The organism is Okeania sp. SIO2B3 (assembly GCF_010672525.1).
Lineage (GTDB): Bacteria > Cyanobacteriota > Cyanobacteriia > Cyanobacteriales > Microcoleaceae > Okeania.
The window spans coordinates 1-17,721 of the sequence record NZ_JAAHGH010000131.1 but is presented as its reverse complement, the minus strand read 5'-3'; the positions used below and the strand labels follow the sequence as shown (position 1 = coordinate 17,721).

Annotated in this window: 25 protein-coding genes; 3 read left to right on the top strand and 22 right to left on the bottom strand. The window is 39.7% G+C overall.

Annotated elements, in window-relative coordinates:
* Nucleotides 1-96 precede the first annotated feature (96 nt).
* Nucleotides 97-261, top strand: a complete 165-nt coding sequence (locus F6K15_RS34175) for a hypothetical protein (RefSeq protein WP_293070003.1) — start codon at nucleotides 97-99, stop codon at nucleotides 259-261.
* A 292-nt stretch (nucleotides 262-553) separates the two neighbouring features.
* On the opposite strand, the gene F6K15_RS34170 is transcribed toward F6K15_RS34175, so the two are convergent.
* The 22 genes from F6K15_RS34170 to F6K15_RS34065 form a co-directional block, all read right to left on the bottom strand.
* A complete protein-coding gene (locus F6K15_RS34170) occupies nucleotides 554-769 on the bottom strand; it encodes a hypothetical protein (protein ID WP_202219576.1) in 216 nt (71 codons plus the stop codon).
* A 1-nt stretch (nucleotide 770) separates the two neighbouring features.
* Entirely contained in the window at nucleotides 771-1,202 is a 432-nt protein-coding gene (locus tag F6K15_RS34165) for a PIN domain-containing protein (RefSeq protein WP_293069998.1), read from the bottom strand.
* Between the two features lie 193 nt (nucleotides 1,203-1,395).
* Nucleotides 1,396-1,686, bottom strand: coding sequence for a fertility inhibition FinO-like protein (locus F6K15_RS34160; protein WP_293069996.1), 291 nt, complete (start codon nucleotides 1,684-1,686; stop codon nucleotides 1,396-1,398).
* A gap of 72 nt (nucleotides 1,687-1,758) precedes the next feature.
* Nucleotides 1,759-2,334, bottom strand: a complete 576-nt coding sequence (locus F6K15_RS34155) for a hypothetical protein (protein WP_293069994.1) — start codon at nucleotides 2,332-2,334, stop codon at nucleotides 1,759-1,761.
* 189 nt (nucleotides 2,335-2,523) lie between these two features.
* Entirely contained in the window at nucleotides 2,524-2,742 is a 219-nt protein-coding gene (locus F6K15_RS34150) for a hypothetical protein (RefSeq protein ID WP_293069992.1), read from the bottom strand.
* 315 nt (nucleotides 2,743-3,057) lie between these two features.
* Nucleotides 3,058-3,567 (bottom strand): hypothetical protein, encoded by a 510-nt coding sequence (locus F6K15_RS34145; protein ID WP_293069990.1) that lies wholly within the window; start codon nucleotides 3,565-3,567, stop codon nucleotides 3,058-3,060.
* 181 nt (nucleotides 3,568-3,748) lie between these two features.
* Nucleotides 3,749-5,269 carry a hypothetical protein gene (locus tag F6K15_RS34140; protein WP_293069988.1) on the bottom strand — a complete coding sequence of 507 codons (1,521 nt, stop codon included), beginning with the start codon at nucleotides 5,267-5,269 and terminating at the stop codon, nucleotides 3,749-3,751.
* Nucleotides 5,233-5,535: a hypothetical protein gene (locus F6K15_RS34135; protein ID WP_293069986.1), complete on the bottom strand. Its 303-nt coding sequence runs from the start codon at nucleotides 5,533-5,535 to the stop codon at nucleotides 5,233-5,235. Before F6K15_RS34135 ends, F6K15_RS34140 begins: the two co-directional genes overlap by 37 nt.
* Nucleotides 5,536-5,575: 40 nt before the next feature.
* A complete protein-coding gene (locus tag F6K15_RS34130) occupies nucleotides 5,576-6,100 on the bottom strand; it encodes a hypothetical protein (protein WP_293069984.1) in 525 nt (174 codons plus the stop codon).
* Nucleotides 6,087-6,251 carry a hypothetical protein gene (locus F6K15_RS34125; RefSeq protein ID WP_293069982.1) on the bottom strand — a complete coding sequence of 55 codons (165 nt, stop codon included), beginning with the start codon at nucleotides 6,249-6,251 and terminating at the stop codon, nucleotides 6,087-6,089. The genes F6K15_RS34130 and F6K15_RS34125 overlap by 14 nt, the downstream gene beginning before the upstream one ends.
* A gap of 21 nt (nucleotides 6,252-6,272) precedes the next feature.
* Nucleotides 6,273-6,659: a hypothetical protein gene (locus F6K15_RS34120; RefSeq protein ID WP_293069980.1), complete on the bottom strand. Its 387-nt coding sequence runs from the start codon at nucleotides 6,657-6,659 to the stop codon at nucleotides 6,273-6,275.
* A gap of 126 nt (nucleotides 6,660-6,785) precedes the next feature.
* The gene (locus tag F6K15_RS34115) at nucleotides 6,786-6,971 is read right to left on the bottom strand and encodes a hypothetical protein (protein ID WP_293069978.1); all 186 of its coding nucleotides are present in this window, start codon (nucleotides 6,969-6,971) and stop codon (nucleotides 6,786-6,788) included.
* A complete protein-coding gene (locus F6K15_RS34110; protein ID WP_293069976.1) occupies nucleotides 6,958-7,119 on the bottom strand; it encodes a hypothetical protein in 162 nt (53 codons plus the stop codon). Before F6K15_RS34110 ends, F6K15_RS34115 begins: the two co-directional genes overlap by 14 nt.
* A 2-nt stretch (nucleotides 7,120-7,121) precedes the next feature.
* A complete protein-coding gene (locus tag F6K15_RS34105; RefSeq protein WP_293069974.1) occupies nucleotides 7,122-7,379 on the bottom strand; it encodes a hypothetical protein in 258 nt (85 codons plus the stop codon).
* Entirely contained in the window at nucleotides 7,379-8,437 is a 1,059-nt protein-coding gene (locus F6K15_RS34100) for a ParM/StbA family protein (protein ID WP_293069972.1), read from the bottom strand. Before F6K15_RS34100 ends, F6K15_RS34105 begins: the two co-directional genes overlap by 1 nt.
* 163 nt (nucleotides 8,438-8,600) lie before the next feature.
* A complete protein-coding gene (locus F6K15_RS34095; protein WP_293069970.1) occupies nucleotides 8,601-8,810 on the bottom strand; it encodes a helix-turn-helix domain-containing protein in 210 nt (69 codons plus the stop codon).
* 5 nt (nucleotides 8,811-8,815) lie between these two features.
* Entirely contained in the window at nucleotides 8,816-9,532 is a 717-nt protein-coding gene (locus tag F6K15_RS34090; RefSeq protein ID WP_293069968.1) for a hypothetical protein, read from the bottom strand.
* Between the two features lie 125 nt (nucleotides 9,533-9,657).
* Nucleotides 9,658-10,944 (bottom strand): hypothetical protein, encoded by a 1,287-nt coding sequence (locus tag F6K15_RS34085; protein ID WP_293069966.1) that lies wholly within the window; start codon nucleotides 10,942-10,944, stop codon nucleotides 9,658-9,660.
* A gap of 50 nt (nucleotides 10,945-10,994) precedes the next feature.
* On the bottom strand, nucleotides 10,995-11,234 hold the full coding sequence (locus tag F6K15_RS34080) for a hypothetical protein (protein ID WP_293069964.1): 240 nt from the start codon (nucleotides 11,232-11,234) through the stop codon (nucleotides 10,995-10,997).
* A 106-nt stretch (nucleotides 11,235-11,340) separates the two neighbouring features.
* Complete coding sequence (locus F6K15_RS34075; protein WP_293069963.1) at nucleotides 11,341-11,718, bottom strand: hypothetical protein; 378 nt, start codon at nucleotides 11,716-11,718, stop codon at nucleotides 11,341-11,343.
* A complete protein-coding gene (locus tag F6K15_RS34070; protein WP_293069961.1) occupies nucleotides 11,718-12,149 on the bottom strand; it encodes a hypothetical protein in 432 nt (143 codons plus the stop codon). The genes F6K15_RS34075 and F6K15_RS34070 overlap by 1 nt, the downstream gene beginning before the upstream one ends.
* 126 nt (nucleotides 12,150-12,275) lie before the next feature.
* A complete protein-coding gene (locus F6K15_RS34065; RefSeq protein ID WP_293069959.1) occupies nucleotides 12,276-12,587 on the bottom strand; it encodes a hypothetical protein in 312 nt (103 codons plus the stop codon).
* A gap of 163 nt (nucleotides 12,588-12,750) precedes the next feature.
* On the opposite strand from F6K15_RS34065, the gene F6K15_RS34060 reads away from it, so the two are divergent.
* Together F6K15_RS34060 and F6K15_RS34055 are read left to right on the top strand one after the other, a co-directional pair.
* Complete coding sequence (locus tag F6K15_RS34060; protein WP_293069958.1) at nucleotides 12,751-13,047, top strand: hypothetical protein; 297 nt, start codon at nucleotides 12,751-12,753, stop codon at nucleotides 13,045-13,047.
* Between the two features lie 375 nt (nucleotides 13,048-13,422).
* On the top strand, nucleotides 13,423-16,989 hold the full coding sequence (locus tag F6K15_RS34055) for a plasmid replication protein, CyRepA1 family (protein WP_293069956.1): 3,567 nt from the start codon (nucleotides 13,423-13,425) through the stop codon (nucleotides 16,987-16,989).
* Nucleotides 16,990-17,721: the final 732 nt, after the last annotated feature.

The window sequence follows — 17,721 nt, the reverse complement described above, 5'->3', positions numbered from 1 at the left end:
CGACGCCATATCATCGGACTAATACCCAGTAGTACGACTTTGAGTTGGTAGATAACGGGTTCGGAGTAATTAGACATTTGTCCATATTACCATATATTGTCATCTCCCCCGATTTTTTTCACTCTCCCACCAGAAGGTACAGGTAGAAATGCAGCAGCAAATATCCTCAAAGTTCATCCCAAACGGGAACCCGTCTGTAAATTAACTCCTGACGAGTTCAATCAAAGGTTGGAGCGCATAGTAGCTGAACACTGTATTTGATAGCACTACGCGCTCCGCCAACAATTGAGGCACGCCCCAGACCAGTAATAACGAACTTTTCCGGCCTGGATTAATTGCAACGCCGATTTACTTTTGAGCTTTTCATTAAATGCAAAAGTGCCAGCAATAACTTTTTCACGACTGTTAGACCAGTTTATATTAATGGTATTGCTGGCTGGCTCAAACTTTAGGTGGCAGGCAGTGAGAGCCACCTTAAACAAACTTTGCAACCCTGTACTTTATGACGCTCTCCTTGTGATGATTAATTATTTTTTCTGCTAAGAGTTGAAATTTAAGGTTTTGCCCCTGTTTCATATTCATCTATTTTTTGACATAAACTTTCTACGGTTTCGTTTTCTTGTAGTTGATTTTTGAAAGCCAGATAATCACCTTTTCCTAGATTAAAGATTGCTACAAAGCGCAAAAAATCAATAGGGGGTAATTGCTTTTGTAAAATCAGTAAAACTTTTTCGATTAATTGTTCATTTTCAGGTATTTTAACTGTCATTTTACACCTCAGCAATAAAATTAATAGGGTTAACAGTTTTAAGAGTTGATAAAGTTTGACAACGATTAATTAATCGTCGATCACAAGTTATAAAATAGTCACAGTTTGCTGATTCTGCACTGGCAACGTGAAGAGCATCAAAGGTTTTAATTCCTTGATTTTCTAACTCCTTGGCTCTTTTTTCTACTTCTTTTGTTTTGGCTTGTCTTATAAGTGCCATTTGCTGAAAGACTATCATGTTCTGTTTTTGATTTAATTTAGGATTACGGCTATTTTCATAGTCGAGAATACTTGAGTTGACTAATTCAATCTCTTGATTTTCAATCATCCCTAAAATCAACAAAACTGCTTCAGTCTCTAAGGCGATTTTATTCTGTGTTTGGTCATCAAAAGGACGATTATAAACACTGGTATCTAAATAAACTCTAATCAAATCATACTACTCCCTCAATCATTGTAGCGAGGAAAATATTCTAGTTTTGATCGCATCAGATCGATCCTTATATTACGATTCAATCCACCGATCCATTCATTCCAATATTTATGCTCCAAAAATCGATCCTTGGATGGGATGTTGGTAGGCTGAGTACAGCCTACCTGTCTGTGTGTACTTTGTCAAGCTTCTCTTATGCTGACTTTTCAGCCTTGGGTTTTTTCTCAAATACTTGAATATTCGGCTGCTCAAGGATAAACCCATTCTCTGTGCTTTGTCCCATCTTTCCACCAATCGCAGCAACCCACTGAGGATAATTCTCTGAAGCTTGAGTCAACTTCTTAAACATTTTTGGCTTGACAGTCATACTGACAATAATACCATCAGCATCTAACTCAAACTTTTGCCAACCATTCTCAACAGTTTCTGCCTCTGGTAGTTCGGAAATCTTTAGAACCACTTCCATTTTTGCTGCTATAGTCATAACTTTTTCCTTAAAACTTATTGCTATTTAATGTTATTCAAAATTTAATTATAACACAAAATAGCGCTTAATTCAAAGTTTCAATTGTTCAACTCCCCAAAGAGTTTGATTTCCTGATTTACCTTTAGCAATGAATTTCCAACCACCAATAATACAGTAGCTTTCACCTTGATTTTTTCTAGGTTTTCTACCTACTATTTCCTCAATCTCTTTAGTAGTCAAAAGCCAATTTTTTTGTTCACATTCCTTTAATGCTCTATTTTTTTCTAATGGATTTTTCGGAGGATTAAGATTATTAATAATCACCCCGACCAAACTTTCTAAAAGAACTTCAGCATTAGCTGACTGTACTGTGGGCTGTTCAGTCAGAAGCCCCTTTTTAGCCTTTTTTTGTTCTGTACTGTGTACACTGGACTGTACAGTCTTAGCTGATACTACATCGACTTGAGACGGCCTAACAAAAGTGGACATTTTCTTTCCGGCCTTAATATGTTCGTGTAGTTGGTCTAGATGTACCAATTGTTCTGGAGTAGCAAAAGCTTTTTCATTATCATCTTTAGCCAATTCAAACCCTAAAACTTTGAGACGAGTGTAGAGTGTGGCACGAGAGCTTAAGTCGTACCTTAATAGTAATTCCTGGACATTCATTGTTCTGTTTGCTGTACTGTACTATGTATAGTGTACAGTACTGTTGTCACTGTACATAGTACAAGATTTTAGTAAAAAATGGCCATATTTTCGTCCTCGTGTTGAGCATAAATTAATATCAAATAATAAAAAAATTCCCATAACTTTTGAAGCTTCTAGGAATTAATTTGTATTAAGTGTTTTCTTAATTTATTGATTAATAAGAAGCAAAAAAACACCAGCAGTAACCATGATATTGTCTATCGTTTTTTGACTAACTTCTAGATATGGAATTTTGAAAGTTTGATGCTTGATTTCATTTTGTGCCGTCTGGTTGGGTTCAGACTCCACTACTTTCACTAATGGTTGATAAACAAGTGTCAATACACAATTTACACCACCACCCGAAAAGCAAACAATTATATTCAAATGATTAAGATTTTATACCATTTCCCCATGAAGTTGCGGTGAATATAAAGATGAGAATAGTCAGTTTAATAAGGTCTGAGGAATAATTATTAAGCACATTGTTACAGAGAAATGGTATTAGTCATTAATATTATTAATATTTACTATTTTAAAAGTTTTTGAAACTATATAAAATCAATGAAGACTATTCGCGGAACATCGCGAATAGGTGAGGATTCTTGGCCATCCTCACACTCCTGCCAGGGTTGTTTTTTAGCTTTAACTTTGTCAAATCTAAAAAACAACCTCAGAAATTTGCTTAAAACTTTTTGTTGATTACTTTCTAAACTTATTAATTAGTAAAAGACCTAAAATAACACCACCACCAACCATAATATTGTCTATCGTTTTTTGACTAACTTCTATATCTGAAACCTTGAAAGTTTGACGCTTAATTCCAGAAGAAGCAGTCGTTTTTTGTTCAACTTCTAACAATGGTTGATAACCAGGTAAAACACAGCCAATACCACCACCATTTGCCAGACAAACTTTTTGCTTATCTGATAAATTAGAAAACTCTATATCTGAATCATTACTGTGAAACTTAACCCTAACTTTCTCACCCTCCACAAATAATGTATATGGTGGTAATTTGGGCTGTATAATCTCTGTATTTACTTCTACATTTGGAGTCAACTTTTCCGTTTTAGGCTTCTGACTAAATACTGCTACTAGCCCACCCCCTCCTAATACTAAACACAATCCTACAACTGGCAAAAATGTTTTGATTATTTGAGGGATTAAACTTGGTTGATTATCAGGATTTGGTTGTAATACTTGTTTCATAGTTTTGTCTCCTATTTAATATTTTTTTATCTGTAACTTTATTTATAGAATATTAGTTGTCACCGCGATCGCCTACCTCGTGCAGCTTCCTTGATAATTTTTAAGATTTCCCAGAAAAACAGAAACAAAACTAAAACGCTGAACATCCCATAAAACATGAAGCAACATCGGCCAGTAACATCTAATCAACATCTGCTGTCCCTGGGGCAACATCAGATGTGTCATTGGTTGTGAATATGAAGCTTGTTTTGCCTCCTACCTGCTTCTCTGTTACACTACCAATACCTTTTTCTGCAAAATCTTTGAGGATTGATTTAATAGTATTTGCGTTGAGCTTATACTTTTTAAACTTAATTTGTACTTCCCTAGATGTGACTGACTTTTGCATAGCACAAAAAGCTAATATCTCTTGCTCTATTTGTTCTAGCTTTGGTAGATTATCTTTTTGTAAATTGATTTTTTTTTCGGATATTTCCTGATTGTTGTCTTCTGTATCTTCTACTGAATTATCTTGATTTTTTTCTAAATTATCCTTAGCAATATCATCTTGATTGTTTTCTGAATTATTAGCAGAATTAAGTTTACTTGACTCCCCTTCTTTTTCTGGTTCACTATTACTAACTAGGACAGATTCCAGAGCCATTGCATTAATAGGGATGGGTAATTTTGCTGGAGTATCTTCTACTAAAATTGGGTACTCTTGAGTGTGACACCAAGCGTAAACTTCGGGGTCAATTCTCTTACTATAAGTCTTAGCTATTTCTCCTAATCTTATTCTCTTAAAACATTTCCTAACTGAACCTAAACCTTTTAAATCCAGTGCCTCAAGTTCTGCATTTTGTACTAATCCAATTAGTCTAATGTTGACTTTTCTTGCTTGTCTAAGAATGGAAATAAAACATTGTTTAAATGTAGGCTTAAACCATTCATCATCCTTAGCAGATTTTGATTGCTTCAGCTCGTCAATAGTTTCATTAAACTCATCAGCAATTACGTTAACAAAAGGATAGTTTTCTATCCCCTTTTCTCTCAGTTTGTAACGCCGTTTCATTTCTATGTGAATGATTTTGAAAAAATGAGCGCAACTAACTGAAAAAGGTAAATTATCATCAATAAAATCTTTAAACAGCGTTTCCATTGATTCATTATCTTTGAGGTAATGCTCAGGAATTTTGTCTTGTTTCCAACTGCCGTAATTCATTCCCTTACAATAGTTAGTAAACTCTGAAAAATCACCTGGTTTGTAATGTGGGTTTGATACTATTGCTTCACCTCCCAAGTACTTGACTAATGCTGTTGCTAAGGTGCTTTTACCTCCTCCTGTTTCTGCTTCTAGTATGGCGTGGGGGTACTTGTCAGACTCAGTTACAAACCTTATCCATTCAAAATATTTATCCGCATCAAGTTCAGTATTTGATGGCATCATCATCGGTAGTTGCTGTGGATATGCAGACTCGTATATTTGATTGATTCTGATTTCTGCTTCTGCTGCTGTGGAGGAGACTTGATATTCTCTCATGGTGTTGGCGATCGCTCCTTCTACTTGCAGCTCGTAGGAGCGTTTCATGGCATAGCCAGCAGATGCTAACCCACAACCCGCAAAGTAAGCGCTGACTGCATTTGAACTGTTGGGGTGGAGAGCGATCGCCATACAACCTAGACCTCCTACAAGGAAAGTTGCTGGACTATCCATAATAGCCATGAACTAGCACCTCCTACTACTACTCCGGTAAATGCTATGAGTAGACACCAGCCGAAATCTATTTTTCCTCGTGCTAGGTTAGCTGCCATACCATCTCTTGCTTCTGGGTGTTGGTTTCCTTGAAAAATTCGGTAAGCGCCGTACACAATTCCAAAATAACAGAGTGCCAAACCCGGATACATTTGTACTATTTCTGCAATCAATATTGATAAGCACGCGCTGAATACACCCAAACTCGCGTACCAAATTAACTTGTACTTTGCCATGATATTTTCGAGGGGAATTTCACCCCTCAACGAAACTATATTAATTCTTTGAACTCAATGCAGCTAACTGCTCTGAGTGCTTCTGTTGCATAGTGCCAATAGTTGCTTGGCGTTGCTGATCTATCATTTGGAATTGCTGCTGACGGCGGTGCTTGCCAACATCGTATCCTGCCCACAACCTATCCATTCCTGTGAACATTGCGTTGAAGGCATCCCACTGCTTCTTCACTGACTGCGCTATAATCAATTTAGATTTACTCCAGAACTTGGCGATCGTACTTTCACTTTGAGCCATAGACTTGATAGCAGCGTAATTTTTACCAGCAAAAGCAGCTTGCTTTTTCAATTCTTTAGCTAGTTCTTGGTTGCTTGCAACTTCCTGTTCAGATGACATCAAACCATTAGCCTCCCATGTTGAGATAGCATTACTACCTTCTTCTAGGAAGATGTGACTGTAACCACTATTCTCAGGGGTTATACAACCGGGAGAAATAGCTGCTGTTTTTCCGGCTGAATTCTTGTTACCGACTTCAGAACCGCCGAAAAATAAATCATTGTTTGACATTAATTTTTACTCCTTTTTGAGTTAGTTTTAATTGTTTGAATTTTTTCCTTCTGCAGCGCTCATCATTCAGATATTTGATATGTGGAGGTGCATTAGGAAACCGCAGAAATGTATCTACATATTGCGGGATAAATTGGGAGTGAAATTTCATTTTTTCTCCAATGAGGTTAGTCTAAATAAATTTAATCAAATACAAAACTACTCCGACAATTCGTGCATACCAATGAATAGTTTTTTGCAAGCTATTAGGGTATTTGTTTTTAGGATTTTCGTTTTGCTTGGATACCCCAACATCTCGCCGAAAACCAGCCAACCATCCATGTATAAGTTTGTGCGCTGAGTGTGAAATGACTATACAGTCTACATTCCACTGCTCAGATCCTAAATTATTATAGTTAGTGTGGTGACTACTTTCGGCTTTTAACCAAGGAAATATCTGACATCTATCTCCTGTTTTTCTTCTGAATTTCCTTGATTTATTTTTCCATTCGTTACTGTTCATATATGAATAGTAATTGACTTTTTCCCTGGCATTGCTATTACCTTTAAATCCCAACATATTTAATTTTTCCTACTTTTTCCTGGTTCTATTGTTTCTTGATTGCTGGATTTCTCCTAATATTTTTATTGTGTTTATTGAGATGAGCCTGGATAATTGTTAATCAAATTACTGAGAGTAAACGTCTCACTTACTTTTCCTATTTATTAAGTATTTCAAAGGCATCTGAGTCATTCGATATTTCCTGCATAAAAGTGGTTCATATCCTTGAGGTGCCACAGCTAGTTGAGCTTGATTAGGAGTTATATTGCTGAAATTAAACCACTTGTCAATCCTATCTTTTCGTACTCCTAAAACTTTAATTATCTGCATGAATTGCTCCTTGATTTAATGCCTGTTCTAGTAGTTTAGATTTGATTTTTATTCTGGTTTGATAGAGCGAATAAAGAATGGTTTCTAGAATGGCTATCGCCTCTTTGTTTTGCTCGTAAAGTTGCTGGTAATCGTGTTCGGTTGACATATTTAATCCTCCATATCTAATCCATTGAAAACATCATCTAAGTCTTTTTGTGGCTGTAGGATAGGCGGTGTTGACTGTGACTGTTTCTGTGGTTGAATTACCACATTAGCCTGTTCTAAAGCTCTATATCTCTTGTAGGCATCAATCGCGTAGTCAACAGCATCGGAAATTGAAAAATACCCCATCTCGTCAGCTAGTTGCCGAAGAAATGGCAACTGGTGACGTTTGATAGACGCTTTCCGAGATTGCCAATTATTCATTAGCTTTTACCTCCTAATCTGTGTATTGCTAAAGCTAATAAGCCTTCAGCATTAAGAGTATGAGCATTGTTGAGAACTTGAAAACCTACATTTTGGAGGACTGTATCAATCCTGGGCAAACAAGCACCACCACCAACAGCAAACATACAATCAGCAGAATCAATTTGGTCTTTGAGGTCTGTCAGAGTAGCTCTCAAATTATCGTTAGCCCAAGCTCTAAGACAGGAGCGATACACTTCAGCAAAACTAAAAGGCTGATACTTGCCATACTGGAAACTTTGATTTTCAATGCCTTCACGAATTATAGATAAATCACCTTCACGACCATTTCTGGCTTTCATCATGTCGGGGTGCTTGGCGATCGCTGTGTAAAGTTCCCTGACACCAAAGGTCATCACATTTCTGTCAATCTGTTTTTTGAATTGATAAACAGTTGATATTGTCGTTCCATATCCGCAGTCTAGTAGTAATACTTTATGGTCATTGGTAACGCGCCCACTTGCTAGTAATGCTGCTAACACACCCTTACCTTCGTTAACTACCAACACCTGGTTAATAGTGATGGTGTAGAATTTATCACCCAGTTCGACAGTGTGACAGCCTTGTAATGCTTTGGTTAGGTCATCTTTGAAGCTCTTAGCATGATGGATGGAGATACAGATATTTACTTCTAAATTATCTGCATCTATACCCATACATCCAATAGCACCTAGAAATAGTTGCAAAGCATAGTCAACTTTACCTCGGTCTAATTGAGCTATTTCTAATTTTCCCTGTGGTGAGGCGCTGTAAGCAGGGGAACCTATTAGCCATTGCTTGCCTCCTAAATCGCTATAACGAGAGCCGGATAAGTATACAACAGAGCAACCTTCTTTAGCAACTATGTTGCTCTCTGTTTCTGAAGAAGGAGTGTAGATGTAGCTAGGGATTTTGATGCTATGACCTTTGTCAGTATAGGCTTTGAGGAACCCGTTACCGCTGTCTATCCCTAGGCAAATACGTTCTGTTCTCAGTTGTTCTGATTCCCTCTTTTTTGTAATTCTGGACGTTGCGAGCATACAATAATCCTCAATTCAATAGGTTGTGCGTGTTCTTTTTTGTCTCTATTGATATCGTTACAGAACTCCTTGATAATAACAACGTACAATGTAGGAAAATATTTGAACTCATAAAAATGACCCCACTGAGTAAGTGAGGTCATTAGTAATATGGACACATATTTTATATTGACTTTGGATGCGAACGCCATTGGTTCAGAAGTATTGCTGCTAGTATCCGAGCTGTCTTGGAGGGATTGCGACGACGTTCGATCCAACTACATACAGTGCTATACGAGACACCTAGTAATTCTGCTAGTTCGTTCTTGTTAATAGGGTTGTAAGTTTGATGTAAAAGTTCGGTGGGGTTGATTTGTGGCATTTGTGTTAGCATTGCTTTTATTGATAATTAATCATTTTGAGTAAGAGGGCGACGGCTTCAGTTAAGCTTTCTGTGCTGATGTCTTTTTCTTGTGGTATAGGTCGTTTGGAGACGATATAGCGATCGCCTCGTTGTGTCATATAGGCGTATTTCTTCAATGTTCGTTGAACTTCTGCTTTGTTGAATCCGTCTGAGTAAGCTTTATATCCTAGAGGTAGATGAGAACCTATGCGCTGTGCTAAGTTGAATCGTCTCGGCTGACGGTTGTTGGTTTTGATGTCGTACCATAAAGCATCGAACCAGGGTTTAAGTTCACCGTTTAAGTAGTCTGGCCAGTCACTGCAAGAGGGACGATTTTTATAGATTAGTTCAATGTGTTCGCATTCCTTTGTGTGGTTATAGGAAAACCAACAGGTGATATCGTTATCACTGATTGTGCCTATGTGGTCTCCTGTCCAAGTAATGTTATAGTGCAGGTCTGGTCTTTGGGTAGGATGCTTAATTTGTTTGGTTTTGATGAGTTTATAGTTGATGTCCGACGCTGCCATGAAGGCTTCTAACTTGAGGTCGTATTTTGCCAGCTCATTAATTAAGCTAGGAGTAATATCTAAATAGGAGCCGTAGTGATAACAACTTCCCGCTTTTGTTCCCCAGTGGAAAACTTTCATAATCATCTCATCATGCTCTGCTACAAAGCCTTCTAGCTTCTCTATTTCAGCTTTGATTGCATCCATCCAGCTAGGGTCATCATCGTCTATATTGCAAGCTAAGTCCAGTTGCTCTGTTGTAACGCTGTACTGATAGTCATCATCTAAATCCTCTCCAATATTAGGAGAGGACAGTACTTCTCCAGATGATGCTACGCTTTTGGGGACAATTCAATCTCACCCAAGGCATCAATCATTTCTTTTGTGAAGCCGTGGTGCAGCATCTTTGCGGTGTTGAATGACCATAGGTCTTCACCATCGTCCTCAAATGTTCCTATACTGGATGAACCGTGGTAAATATCCAGGAAGGTTGATTTACCGTTGTCATTATAGCCAAAAGTTAACTCAGAGTTGATTTTTTTGATTTCACTCGCAACCAGTTCAAGTAATGGTGTAGCAGTTACTTTAGACTTTTTTTGTTCTGGTGGTGGGGTTTTGAGGTCGAGTTCTGTTTGTACGGCGCTTGGCTCGGATGGTGGCAACTCTGGCTTGTTTCCAGTCTCTGAACCAGTTGGCAGCTTTGGGGTAGCTAATCCTGCAAATGTATTGGCTGCAATTGTTTCTGCTGTGGGTTCTGATTCTTGTGGCTCTGTTAACAGTTTTTCTAACAACTTGATTTCTGTTTCTGTTGCTGGTGTTGAGTCTTTGAACGGTCTTAAATGTGACTTACTGCATATTGTGGGTTCGGTCTCACCTTTTATGAGTATCGCCCGTTCGTCGGCTTGGGGTAGTTTTTCACCATAGAGGTAAAATCCGATAAGGCGGGAAGAGCGGGGTTTAGCATCTTTGGTTGGTTGATACGCTAGCTGATAGCCTAGAGTAGCGAATGGCTTGGTAACGTTATTGCGGAGGCTGATTAACTGCAAATAGTTTTTCTGAACGAGGGTCATTGCATCCCAGGTTTTTTTGACTAGCTTGTCTCCTATGTCTTTTTTCTTGGCCATCAATTGCAGCTTGGTTTCGCACTCTAGTAGGATAGCGATACCTTCTTCTGTACTCAGTTTTGAGTTATTGTTGGGGATGGGTTCTGGTATCGGCCAGTCTGAGTCCTCTTCTGTTTCATCAGCTTCAACAGCTTCTACTATTTCTGTGTTGGCAATTTCTGGGGGTTGAGTTGTTGATGAGGCTTGAGCTGGCTCAACAACCAAAGCTTCTGATTTTTGCTCAGGACGGGTGGGTTCTACTTCTGGTACAGGCAAAGCTTTTACTTCTTCTGTTGGAGCTTCCGCGTACGCCTTACCTTCTATCTCTGCAATGGTAGACTCAAGGTTATGGATGATGTAACCGAGAAAACGCCTATAGTAGAACCTGAATTCTCCTACGGAGTTGGTGATGGGTTTGGTCATAGCTAATGACAAACCGAGGTAGACTTTAGTGAGGACTTCTTCTTGGCTTAAAGAGTCTACTAGAGTGGTAACGGGATTGAGGAAAAATAACATTTTTAGTCTCCTAGTGTTTGTGTTTTTATGTTGTGAATTGGAACGGGAGCTTAAGAATTCAGTTTGTGCAAGCGCTTATCTAATTTTTTCTGTACAACTGCTGCTAATTTTCTGATACTCTTTTGAGGTTGACGGCGGTTGTATCGCCATGATGCAACGCTGTGAATTGAGCATCCGAGGGCTGATGCTAGTTCCGATTCTTTGAAGTTGTACGGTTCTTTTAGTAGTATTATTGGGTCTATTTCTGGGATGGGTTTGAGCAATGATTTCATAGCAATGTTTGAGTGCAATCGCCCCTAGTTATTAAACTAGGGACTTTTAGGTTAAGTCAGGGCACAGATGATTTCAATTACAGCTAGCCAGGATAGAGCGGTGAAGATACTGAAATATAACAGGTTAAGCATCTAATGTTACTCCCTGAATCACTTCAAATGCCCTCTCGGCTAAAGATTCAAAGTGTTGAGCGCGGGGATTAAGACTACTGAAAAAGTCATAGCGTTCGGGAAAAACATACCCTGATAGTAAGGCCAGTTCCCTAGCTAGATGATTGATTTCAGCTTTCAAAATGGTATTGATACCATCTTTCAATGCCTTCGCTGCGATAGTTTCTGCTTTCTTGATATCTGCTTCTGTGAGGTTGTCGGAGTTCTCGTATGCTACTGGAATTGCATTTGCATTACTTAGCAATCTATATACTGCATCCAAATACAAATGAGGGGTATCTATATACTCGCGCATTCTTAATGCCTGTTTTTTGATGTAATTTTTGTCCATTATTCTTGTACCCCTTGTAATAGTCGATTTAGTTGAGCGGCTAAAACTTGGGCTTGCTCCTCACTTTTGCACCCTGCTAAATTTATAAAATCGTTTGACAAGCCGTGCCTGTACTGCACCTTCACGTTTGCGCCCACTCTGACAAACTCGCCCAACACTGTCCCTTTGGGTTGCATATTTATATGGGTTGCCGTTTTTGCCCTCCAATCTCCTTCATTTACTACCCACTCTGCTATAGCAATCTGGTCACGTTTGCTGCAAGTTTTTATGTCAGGATAGTCGTTTGAGATAGCTTCAATGATTCCTTGTTTAGTTTGTTCTGATAGTTTAGGTCTGTAACCGTCGTAGTCTAGTTTCTCATTAATTTCTTGAGATGCTCCATAATATCCGAGACCGTGGATAGAGGTTTCTTTTCCTTCTTGAGCAGCCATTAGTATTCTCCTTGAATGTATAGATTTGAGTTAATTTAATTTTGTACGAGAATCAAAAAGCCTAGTAATGTCAAGGCTTTTTGGGGATTAGTTTAGAGGTGATCGGCGATCGCGCAGCCAAAATTCTTATTGCCTAGATTCAGTCAAAGCAATAATGAACTGAGTTATGACGGTAATTGGGGTGAAGCTAATATCTTGCAGCTCCCCATTACTCAAATACTTCTGGTGTAGTAGTTCAATTTCTCCGCTGTCGTGGATTTCTAGCTGCCAATGATGGGAGCGATCGTCTATCAATATCACTTCACAGCAAAATATTTCTTGATAGTCCCTGACAATGTCGTAGATTTTTTCGTCAAGACTATCCACTAAATGTCGAATATCATCAGCCAATGTTGAGTCGCAAGCTGGACTCATTGGCCGTTCTAATGCTAATGTCATTGTTATGTCCTTAAGTAGTGATGTACTTTTGGGCTAGGGACACTCTTAAGGGTTCCAGCCTTAGTTTGTCCCGTCTTTAAATTTTAGTCGCTACAGGTTGTTTATGCATCAACTTGATGTTATTGTACATAGTATATACATCAAAGTCAAGTATTTTTAAGACATGGATTTTGAAAAAGATGTGGATTGGGACATGATAGCTGCTGGAATTAGCCCGGCTAAAGATACTAGGTTTACTTGCGGGCCTATGTCTCAGTTTGACTATTTTTTTGAAAAAGCTTTTGTAGCTGCTGCTAACAGGAGCCTCAGCTCAGACATTCATAATTTGCTTGCAGCACAATTGAGAGAACATTTTGAGGTTAGGTGCCGGACTATCAACTTTGCAGCGAAGCAACATGGCCTTAGCTTTGAAGAAGCATTTATTAGACTGGCTACCGATCAATCTCTCGCAGGCAATTAACGCTTACCTTTGTTCACATTATACTAAGCAACCCTAGTTAAACATTTGATACTTTAGCAGAAAATGTAGTGAAGTGTCCTATACTCAGGAATTTCGTAGTAACCTATTAAATTAACACGTCAAAACGAGAAAATCGCGCCCACCAGTCTACCAAACTAGAACGCGATTTTCTTCAAGTAGACCCAAGTAAGGTCAATAGACATCCTGTTCATCAAAAGACAGCCATAAATCAAAGGTGCTCTTTTAGGATATTGTCTGCTGTAATTGTAATACATTTTTGTCAATAAAAATCATTATTTTGCAATTATAACGGTGAGATACGCCGTTCAAAATAAAAGCCTCCACTTGGTCTACTCTCAACATCAGTAGGCCACCATGATAAATCAAACCCACTTCCAAGAATGGACAACAGAATCAGCAGTCCATCCCGAAATCGTCAAACTCAACGTCCAAAGCTTCAGCAAACATGAGGATTGGAGTCCCGACTGTAAGCTGTTCGACTTCCTAACCCCAAACCCCAAACGCACCAACTCAGGGCGCTTAGACGCTGGCGGACTGAGAAAATATGATAAATGCCTAGATAGTTCCGGTTGGGGAGTCAACGGAATCGACCCCCAAACATGGGACGAAATGGAATGGGGACGATTCAAACCAGACCCAGACAGCCTCCTAGCACAACCATACTTAAGCAAAAAAACTGGCCAATTAGAAGAAGCAGCCAAATACCTAAGCCCTTCTGGCGTACCTAGTAGAGCCGTTTTTCTACGATCGCCTGACTGGACATGGGAAACGATCGCCCGTCGCTACAATGTCCCCATAACCCCAGAAGACAGACTAAGACCAGGCGGATTTTGGCAATGGGTCCAAAATAATTCAGAAGTCCCCATCATCCTTGAAGAAGGTTCAAAAAAAGCAGGCTGTTTATTGTCCCTCAGATATGCAGCCATTGGCCTACCCGGTATCTGGATGGGCCGGAAATACACCAATCCAATTACAAAATTTGGGGAACATTTGATTCCTGATTTGGCCTTATTTGCCTGTCCAGGTCGTCCTGTAACAATACTTTTCGACAATGACGCCAAGCTTAAAACAAAAATTAACGTTTACAAAGCAATCATTGCCACGGCCAAATTATTGTCCAAATCCGGCTGTAAAGTGACTGTAGCTATGCTGCCAGATGTCGAGAATGGTAAAAATGCAGTAGATGATTTCGTAGTAGCTGGAGGCGATATTGACCCCATAATCGAAAACGCCATCGACTGGAAAGACTACAGAGAGAACTGTAAACCCTGGGAAAAGTGGCGACAATGGCGCAATCCTAGCACCCCAGAAAAGCAGAAAGCAGAAACCGAACGCCTTGCGAGATGGTTCCAACAGCGTGCAGAGAAATTCAAAAAGTGGTGGCGCGAAACCCGTAAATTCACTCCAACCATTACTCAAAATCAGAAGTACACCGAATATGAAGACGAAATACCCGACGGCTCATTAGTAGGCATAAAAGCAAATACAGGCACAGGCAAAACAACACTCTTACAGGGCAAATTCCAAGGCCCCACAATTGATAGACTAAACGATCTGTTTGATGAAGGCGGACAATTCTATAACAACAAAGGCATAATGATAGCAGCGCGTAACGGCCTGCTGCTACAAAACGCCAAACGCCTTGGATTCAATCACTTGCAGAGCGAGAAATGCTTCTACCTACTCCACGAAGAAACCAGCAAAATAGCCTTATGCCCCGATTCACTACCACACTACTTAGATCCAAAATGGTTTGACGGTGCAGTGGTAGTTCTTGACGAAGTAATGGAGACAATAAGACATCTCTTACACTCCAAAACCCTCAATGCAAATCGTTCTAATTGCTTGAGACTTTGGGGCGAATGTCTCAAGCGGGCAAAAGTGATTATCTGTCTAGACGCTAATTTAGCCGATTGGGCACTTGATGACTATATCATTAAATATGCAGGATATAGAAAAGTCATCAAAGTGGAAAACCAATATAAAGGCGATCGCGCACCTGTAGAACTTCTAGTAGGCACCTCCAACAATAAATCCAGAATGCCTGAAAACATGGAAAAGCCACTAAGAGAAAAGGGATTAAATAGTAGAGATATTTCTCCCTATATGCCCATGATTATGAGTAGCGGACTCCCTTTCATTACCGTTGACTCGCAGAAAAAGGCCGAAGCAATTGACTGGATACTCACCCACATCTGCGGGAAAAAAGGCTTAAGAGTAGACAGTAAAACCATCGCAGAAAAGTACGGGCAAGCCAGAAAATTCATGACAGACCCTGATGGCTGGATCAAAGCCAATCTACCAGAATTCATAGTAGTCTCTCCAACAGTTCAATCAGGCATAGACATCAATATCAGAGACTACTTTACCGATGTTTATGGATTATTTTTTGGAATAGTGGGAACCAACACCCAAATGCAAATGGCAGGGCGAGTGCGCGACCCAAATGTGCAATGGCATATAGCCTGTCCTGAGTACAGCAAGACAAATAATGAAAACTTCAGCTCTCCAGAAGCCAATGAAGTAATAGAAACCCTGAAAGACTATTTACTCCAAGATGCTGCAACAGTTACCAAAGATTTACCAGAACTATTTAAATACATTGAAACCTTAGTAGAACAGAACATCGCCGATAATCCGCACTATGATGCTTGGGCAAAACTCAAAGCCATAGAAAACTATGAAAAAGCCAACCTCAGAGAATGCCTAATCGAAATACTCACCGAGGCAGGACATGAAGTTAAATTAGTAGAACTGAAGCATGATGATGAGGGAGCCAAAATTCTCAGTGAAGCAAGCGAAACAGTTGTGCGGGATGAATCACGAGATATATTTAAAGCCCTGGATAAATCTCCAGAAGAAGTGAAAGAGTTGTTAGCCAAATTTGACGCAACTTGGCCCGATCGCTGCGAAATTATCAAAGCTGGCTATAAAGATAGACTGCCAGGCATTGAAAACTCCACTATTTGGAGTGAAGAACTCATCTATTTATTCAGGAAGCAGAGAGACTTTATCAGCCAATCAGAGCTGTACTACTTCCTTTACCATCCAGAACACATCGAGGAACAACAGCAGGAACTGTGGGGATACTTAGCCCTGGGAGGAATGAAATTTTTAGGAGATGTGCGATCGCGACATTTAAAAATCAAGGCACTGGAAAAACTCAATATCAAGTATTTCCTAGAGTCCGATAGACTGTGGACGTGCCACGACCCTGAAATCAAGCAGCTACTAACGAAAGCCCGCCGGAGTAAGAGCATATCAGCAGCATTAGGGATTACCCCAGGAAAGGATGCCATTAAATACTTAAAGCAAGTATTGAACTTAATAGGTTACGAAGTACGTCTTGAGAAAAGGGAAGCTGCTGGTAATCGTTATTACAAATTTGCCCCGGCCAAAGGAAGTAAAAAAGTGGCCTTAGATTTCGAGCTAGTCCGAACTATATTATCAAAATGCCTAGCTCAAAAATACGACCCTATTGCTGCAGCTTCAGACAAAAGCAGTAATAGCAAGTGGGAAGAGGCAAAAGCAGTATTAAATCTAACGTCGCCTGAGAATAAAGTCCAAACGGAATCAGAGCAGATGTCAGATGGCCTATTTAGTATAAATGATATAGGGGGCAATGACATTAAAACCAAGCTAGATTTATATCAGCCACCCCCAGATACTCCGCTGGGAGACTTAACTCTATATGAAGATTATCTGCCTGACTTTGCGAAGGACTTAGAAATCCTAATCGCTGCTCCACCAGTACAACAGCCAGACCTCACTCCAATAGAAGCTTTCAAGCATAAGGTTCAAACTTTCGGCTGGAATGTAATCAAAGAAGCTGCAAAGCTAAGTGAAGCCTTAGCTAGTAAGGTGATCGGCTTTGTAGAGCAACTCATCGATAGTGGAGAGTGGCATTTTGCGCCTGGGTGAAGCGCTTTAGATATTTCAGGTAGCTCCGTTTTGAGTTTTGCGCTTACACGTCTGGCCGTGCATTGCACTCAAGTGTATTTTTAATACACTCATGCGTAGTAAAAATGCACTTGTTTGTACAAATTGGAGTCAAAGCTCAAGGCCATAAAAAATGTATTACATTTGCCATTGCTTGCCAGTGTTTTTAGCTATAGGCAAAATCTTGTTTTTGCGACGCGGCCCTCATGTTTTACAAAAATTGCACTCAAGTGTATTTTTAATACACTCATGCGTAGTAAAAATACACTCGTTTGTACAGATTAGAGTCAAAGCTCAAAGCTATTTGAAATTTGCACTCCCATTGCAGCTTGTAGCAACTCAAACTCCCACGATTTGAGCCTTGTAAGGTAGTGGGAACGGTATCGCAGCAGTCAACGATCGCGCCCATAACTGCGGCTTTTAAATTCCACTCCCATCGCGGGCGTTGCCCTCTCAAACTCCTGGAATTTGAGCCTTCTAAGGGTAGAGGAAGTCGGTATTAGGGCAGTGGGGGTCGGTATGCAGCAGTCAACGATCGCGCCCCTAACTGCTACTTACAACATTGATAACTGCACTTCCCTATATGACGGAGAGTGAAAAAAATCGGGGGAGATGACAGTATGGCAGAAATACAAGGAGAGTGTCACGGCTGTGCAGCGTCATACATTTTGTAAATAAGAGCGTTTTGGTTGGCAACTATCTGAGCGCATACAA

Excerpts from the sequence above, each read along its gene's own strand:
- F6K15_RS34055 (WP_293069956.1), top strand. The coding sequence starts at position 13,423 with ATGATAAATCAAACCCACTTCCAAGAATGGACAACAGAATCAGCAGTC.
- F6K15_RS34115 (WP_293069978.1), bottom strand. The coding sequence starts at position 6,971 with ATGCAGATAATTAAAGTTTTAGGAGTACGAAAAGATAGGATTGACAAG.
- F6K15_RS34065 (WP_293069959.1), bottom strand. The coding sequence starts at position 12,587 with ATGACATTAGCATTAGAACGGCCAATGAGTCCAGCTTGCGACTCAACA.
- F6K15_RS34145 (WP_293069990.1), bottom strand. The coding sequence starts at position 3,567 with ATGAAACAAGTATTACAACCAAATCCTGATAATCAACCAAGTTTAATC.
- F6K15_RS34155 (WP_293069994.1), bottom strand. The coding sequence starts at position 2,334 with ATGAATGTCCAGGAATTACTATTAAGGTACGACTTAAGCTCTCGTGCC.
- F6K15_RS34120 (WP_293069980.1), bottom strand. The coding sequence starts at position 6,659 with ATGTTGGGATTTAAAGGTAATAGCAATGCCAGGGAAAAAGTCAATTAC.
- F6K15_RS34105 (WP_293069974.1), bottom strand. The coding sequence starts at position 7,379 with ATGAATAATTGGCAATCTCGGAAAGCGTCTATCAAACGTCACCAGTTG.
- F6K15_RS34125 (WP_293069982.1), bottom strand. The coding sequence starts at position 6,251 with ATGAAATTTCACTCCCAATTTATCCCGCAATATGTAGATACATTTCTG.
- F6K15_RS34100 (WP_293069972.1), bottom strand. The coding sequence starts at position 8,437 with ATGCTCGCAACGTCCAGAATTACAAAAAAGAGGGAATCAGAACAACTG.
- F6K15_RS34110 (WP_293069976.1), bottom strand. The coding sequence starts at position 7,119 with ATGTCAACCGAACACGATTACCAGCAACTTTACGAGCAAAACAAAGAG.
- F6K15_RS34075 (WP_293069963.1), bottom strand. The coding sequence starts at position 11,718 with ATGGACAAAAATTACATCAAAAAACAGGCATTAAGAATGCGCGAGTAT.
- F6K15_RS34170 (WP_202219576.1), bottom strand. The coding sequence starts at position 769 with ATGACAGTTAAAATACCTGAAAATGAACAATTAATCGAAAAAGTTTTA.
- F6K15_RS34070 (WP_293069961.1), bottom strand. The coding sequence starts at position 12,149 with ATGGCTGCTCAAGAAGGAAAAGAAACCTCTATCCACGGTCTCGGATAT.
- F6K15_RS34090 (WP_293069968.1), bottom strand. The coding sequence starts at position 9,532 with ATGGATGCAATCAAAGCTGAAATAGAGAAGCTAGAAGGCTTTGTAGCA.
- F6K15_RS34160 (WP_293069996.1), bottom strand. The coding sequence starts at position 1,686 with ATGACTATAGCAGCAAAAATGGAAGTGGTTCTAAAGATTTCCGAACTA.
- F6K15_RS34060 (WP_293069958.1), top strand. The coding sequence starts at position 12,751 with ATGGATTTTGAAAAAGATGTGGATTGGGACATGATAGCTGCTGGAATT.
- F6K15_RS34085 (WP_293069966.1), bottom strand. The coding sequence starts at position 10,944 with ATGTTATTTTTCCTCAATCCCGTTACCACTCTAGTAGACTCTTTAAGC.
- F6K15_RS34135 (WP_293069986.1), bottom strand. The coding sequence starts at position 5,535 with ATGGCAAAGTACAAGTTAATTTGGTACGCGAGTTTGGGTGTATTCAGC.
- F6K15_RS34140 (WP_293069988.1), bottom strand. The coding sequence starts at position 5,269 with ATGGCTATTATGGATAGTCCAGCAACTTTCCTTGTAGGAGGTCTAGGT.
- F6K15_RS34095 (WP_293069970.1), bottom strand. The coding sequence starts at position 8,810 with ATGCTAACACAAATGCCACAAATCAACCCCACCGAACTTTTACATCAA.
- F6K15_RS34130 (WP_293069984.1), bottom strand. The coding sequence starts at position 6,100 with ATGTCAAACAATGATTTATTTTTCGGCGGTTCTGAAGTCGGTAACAAG.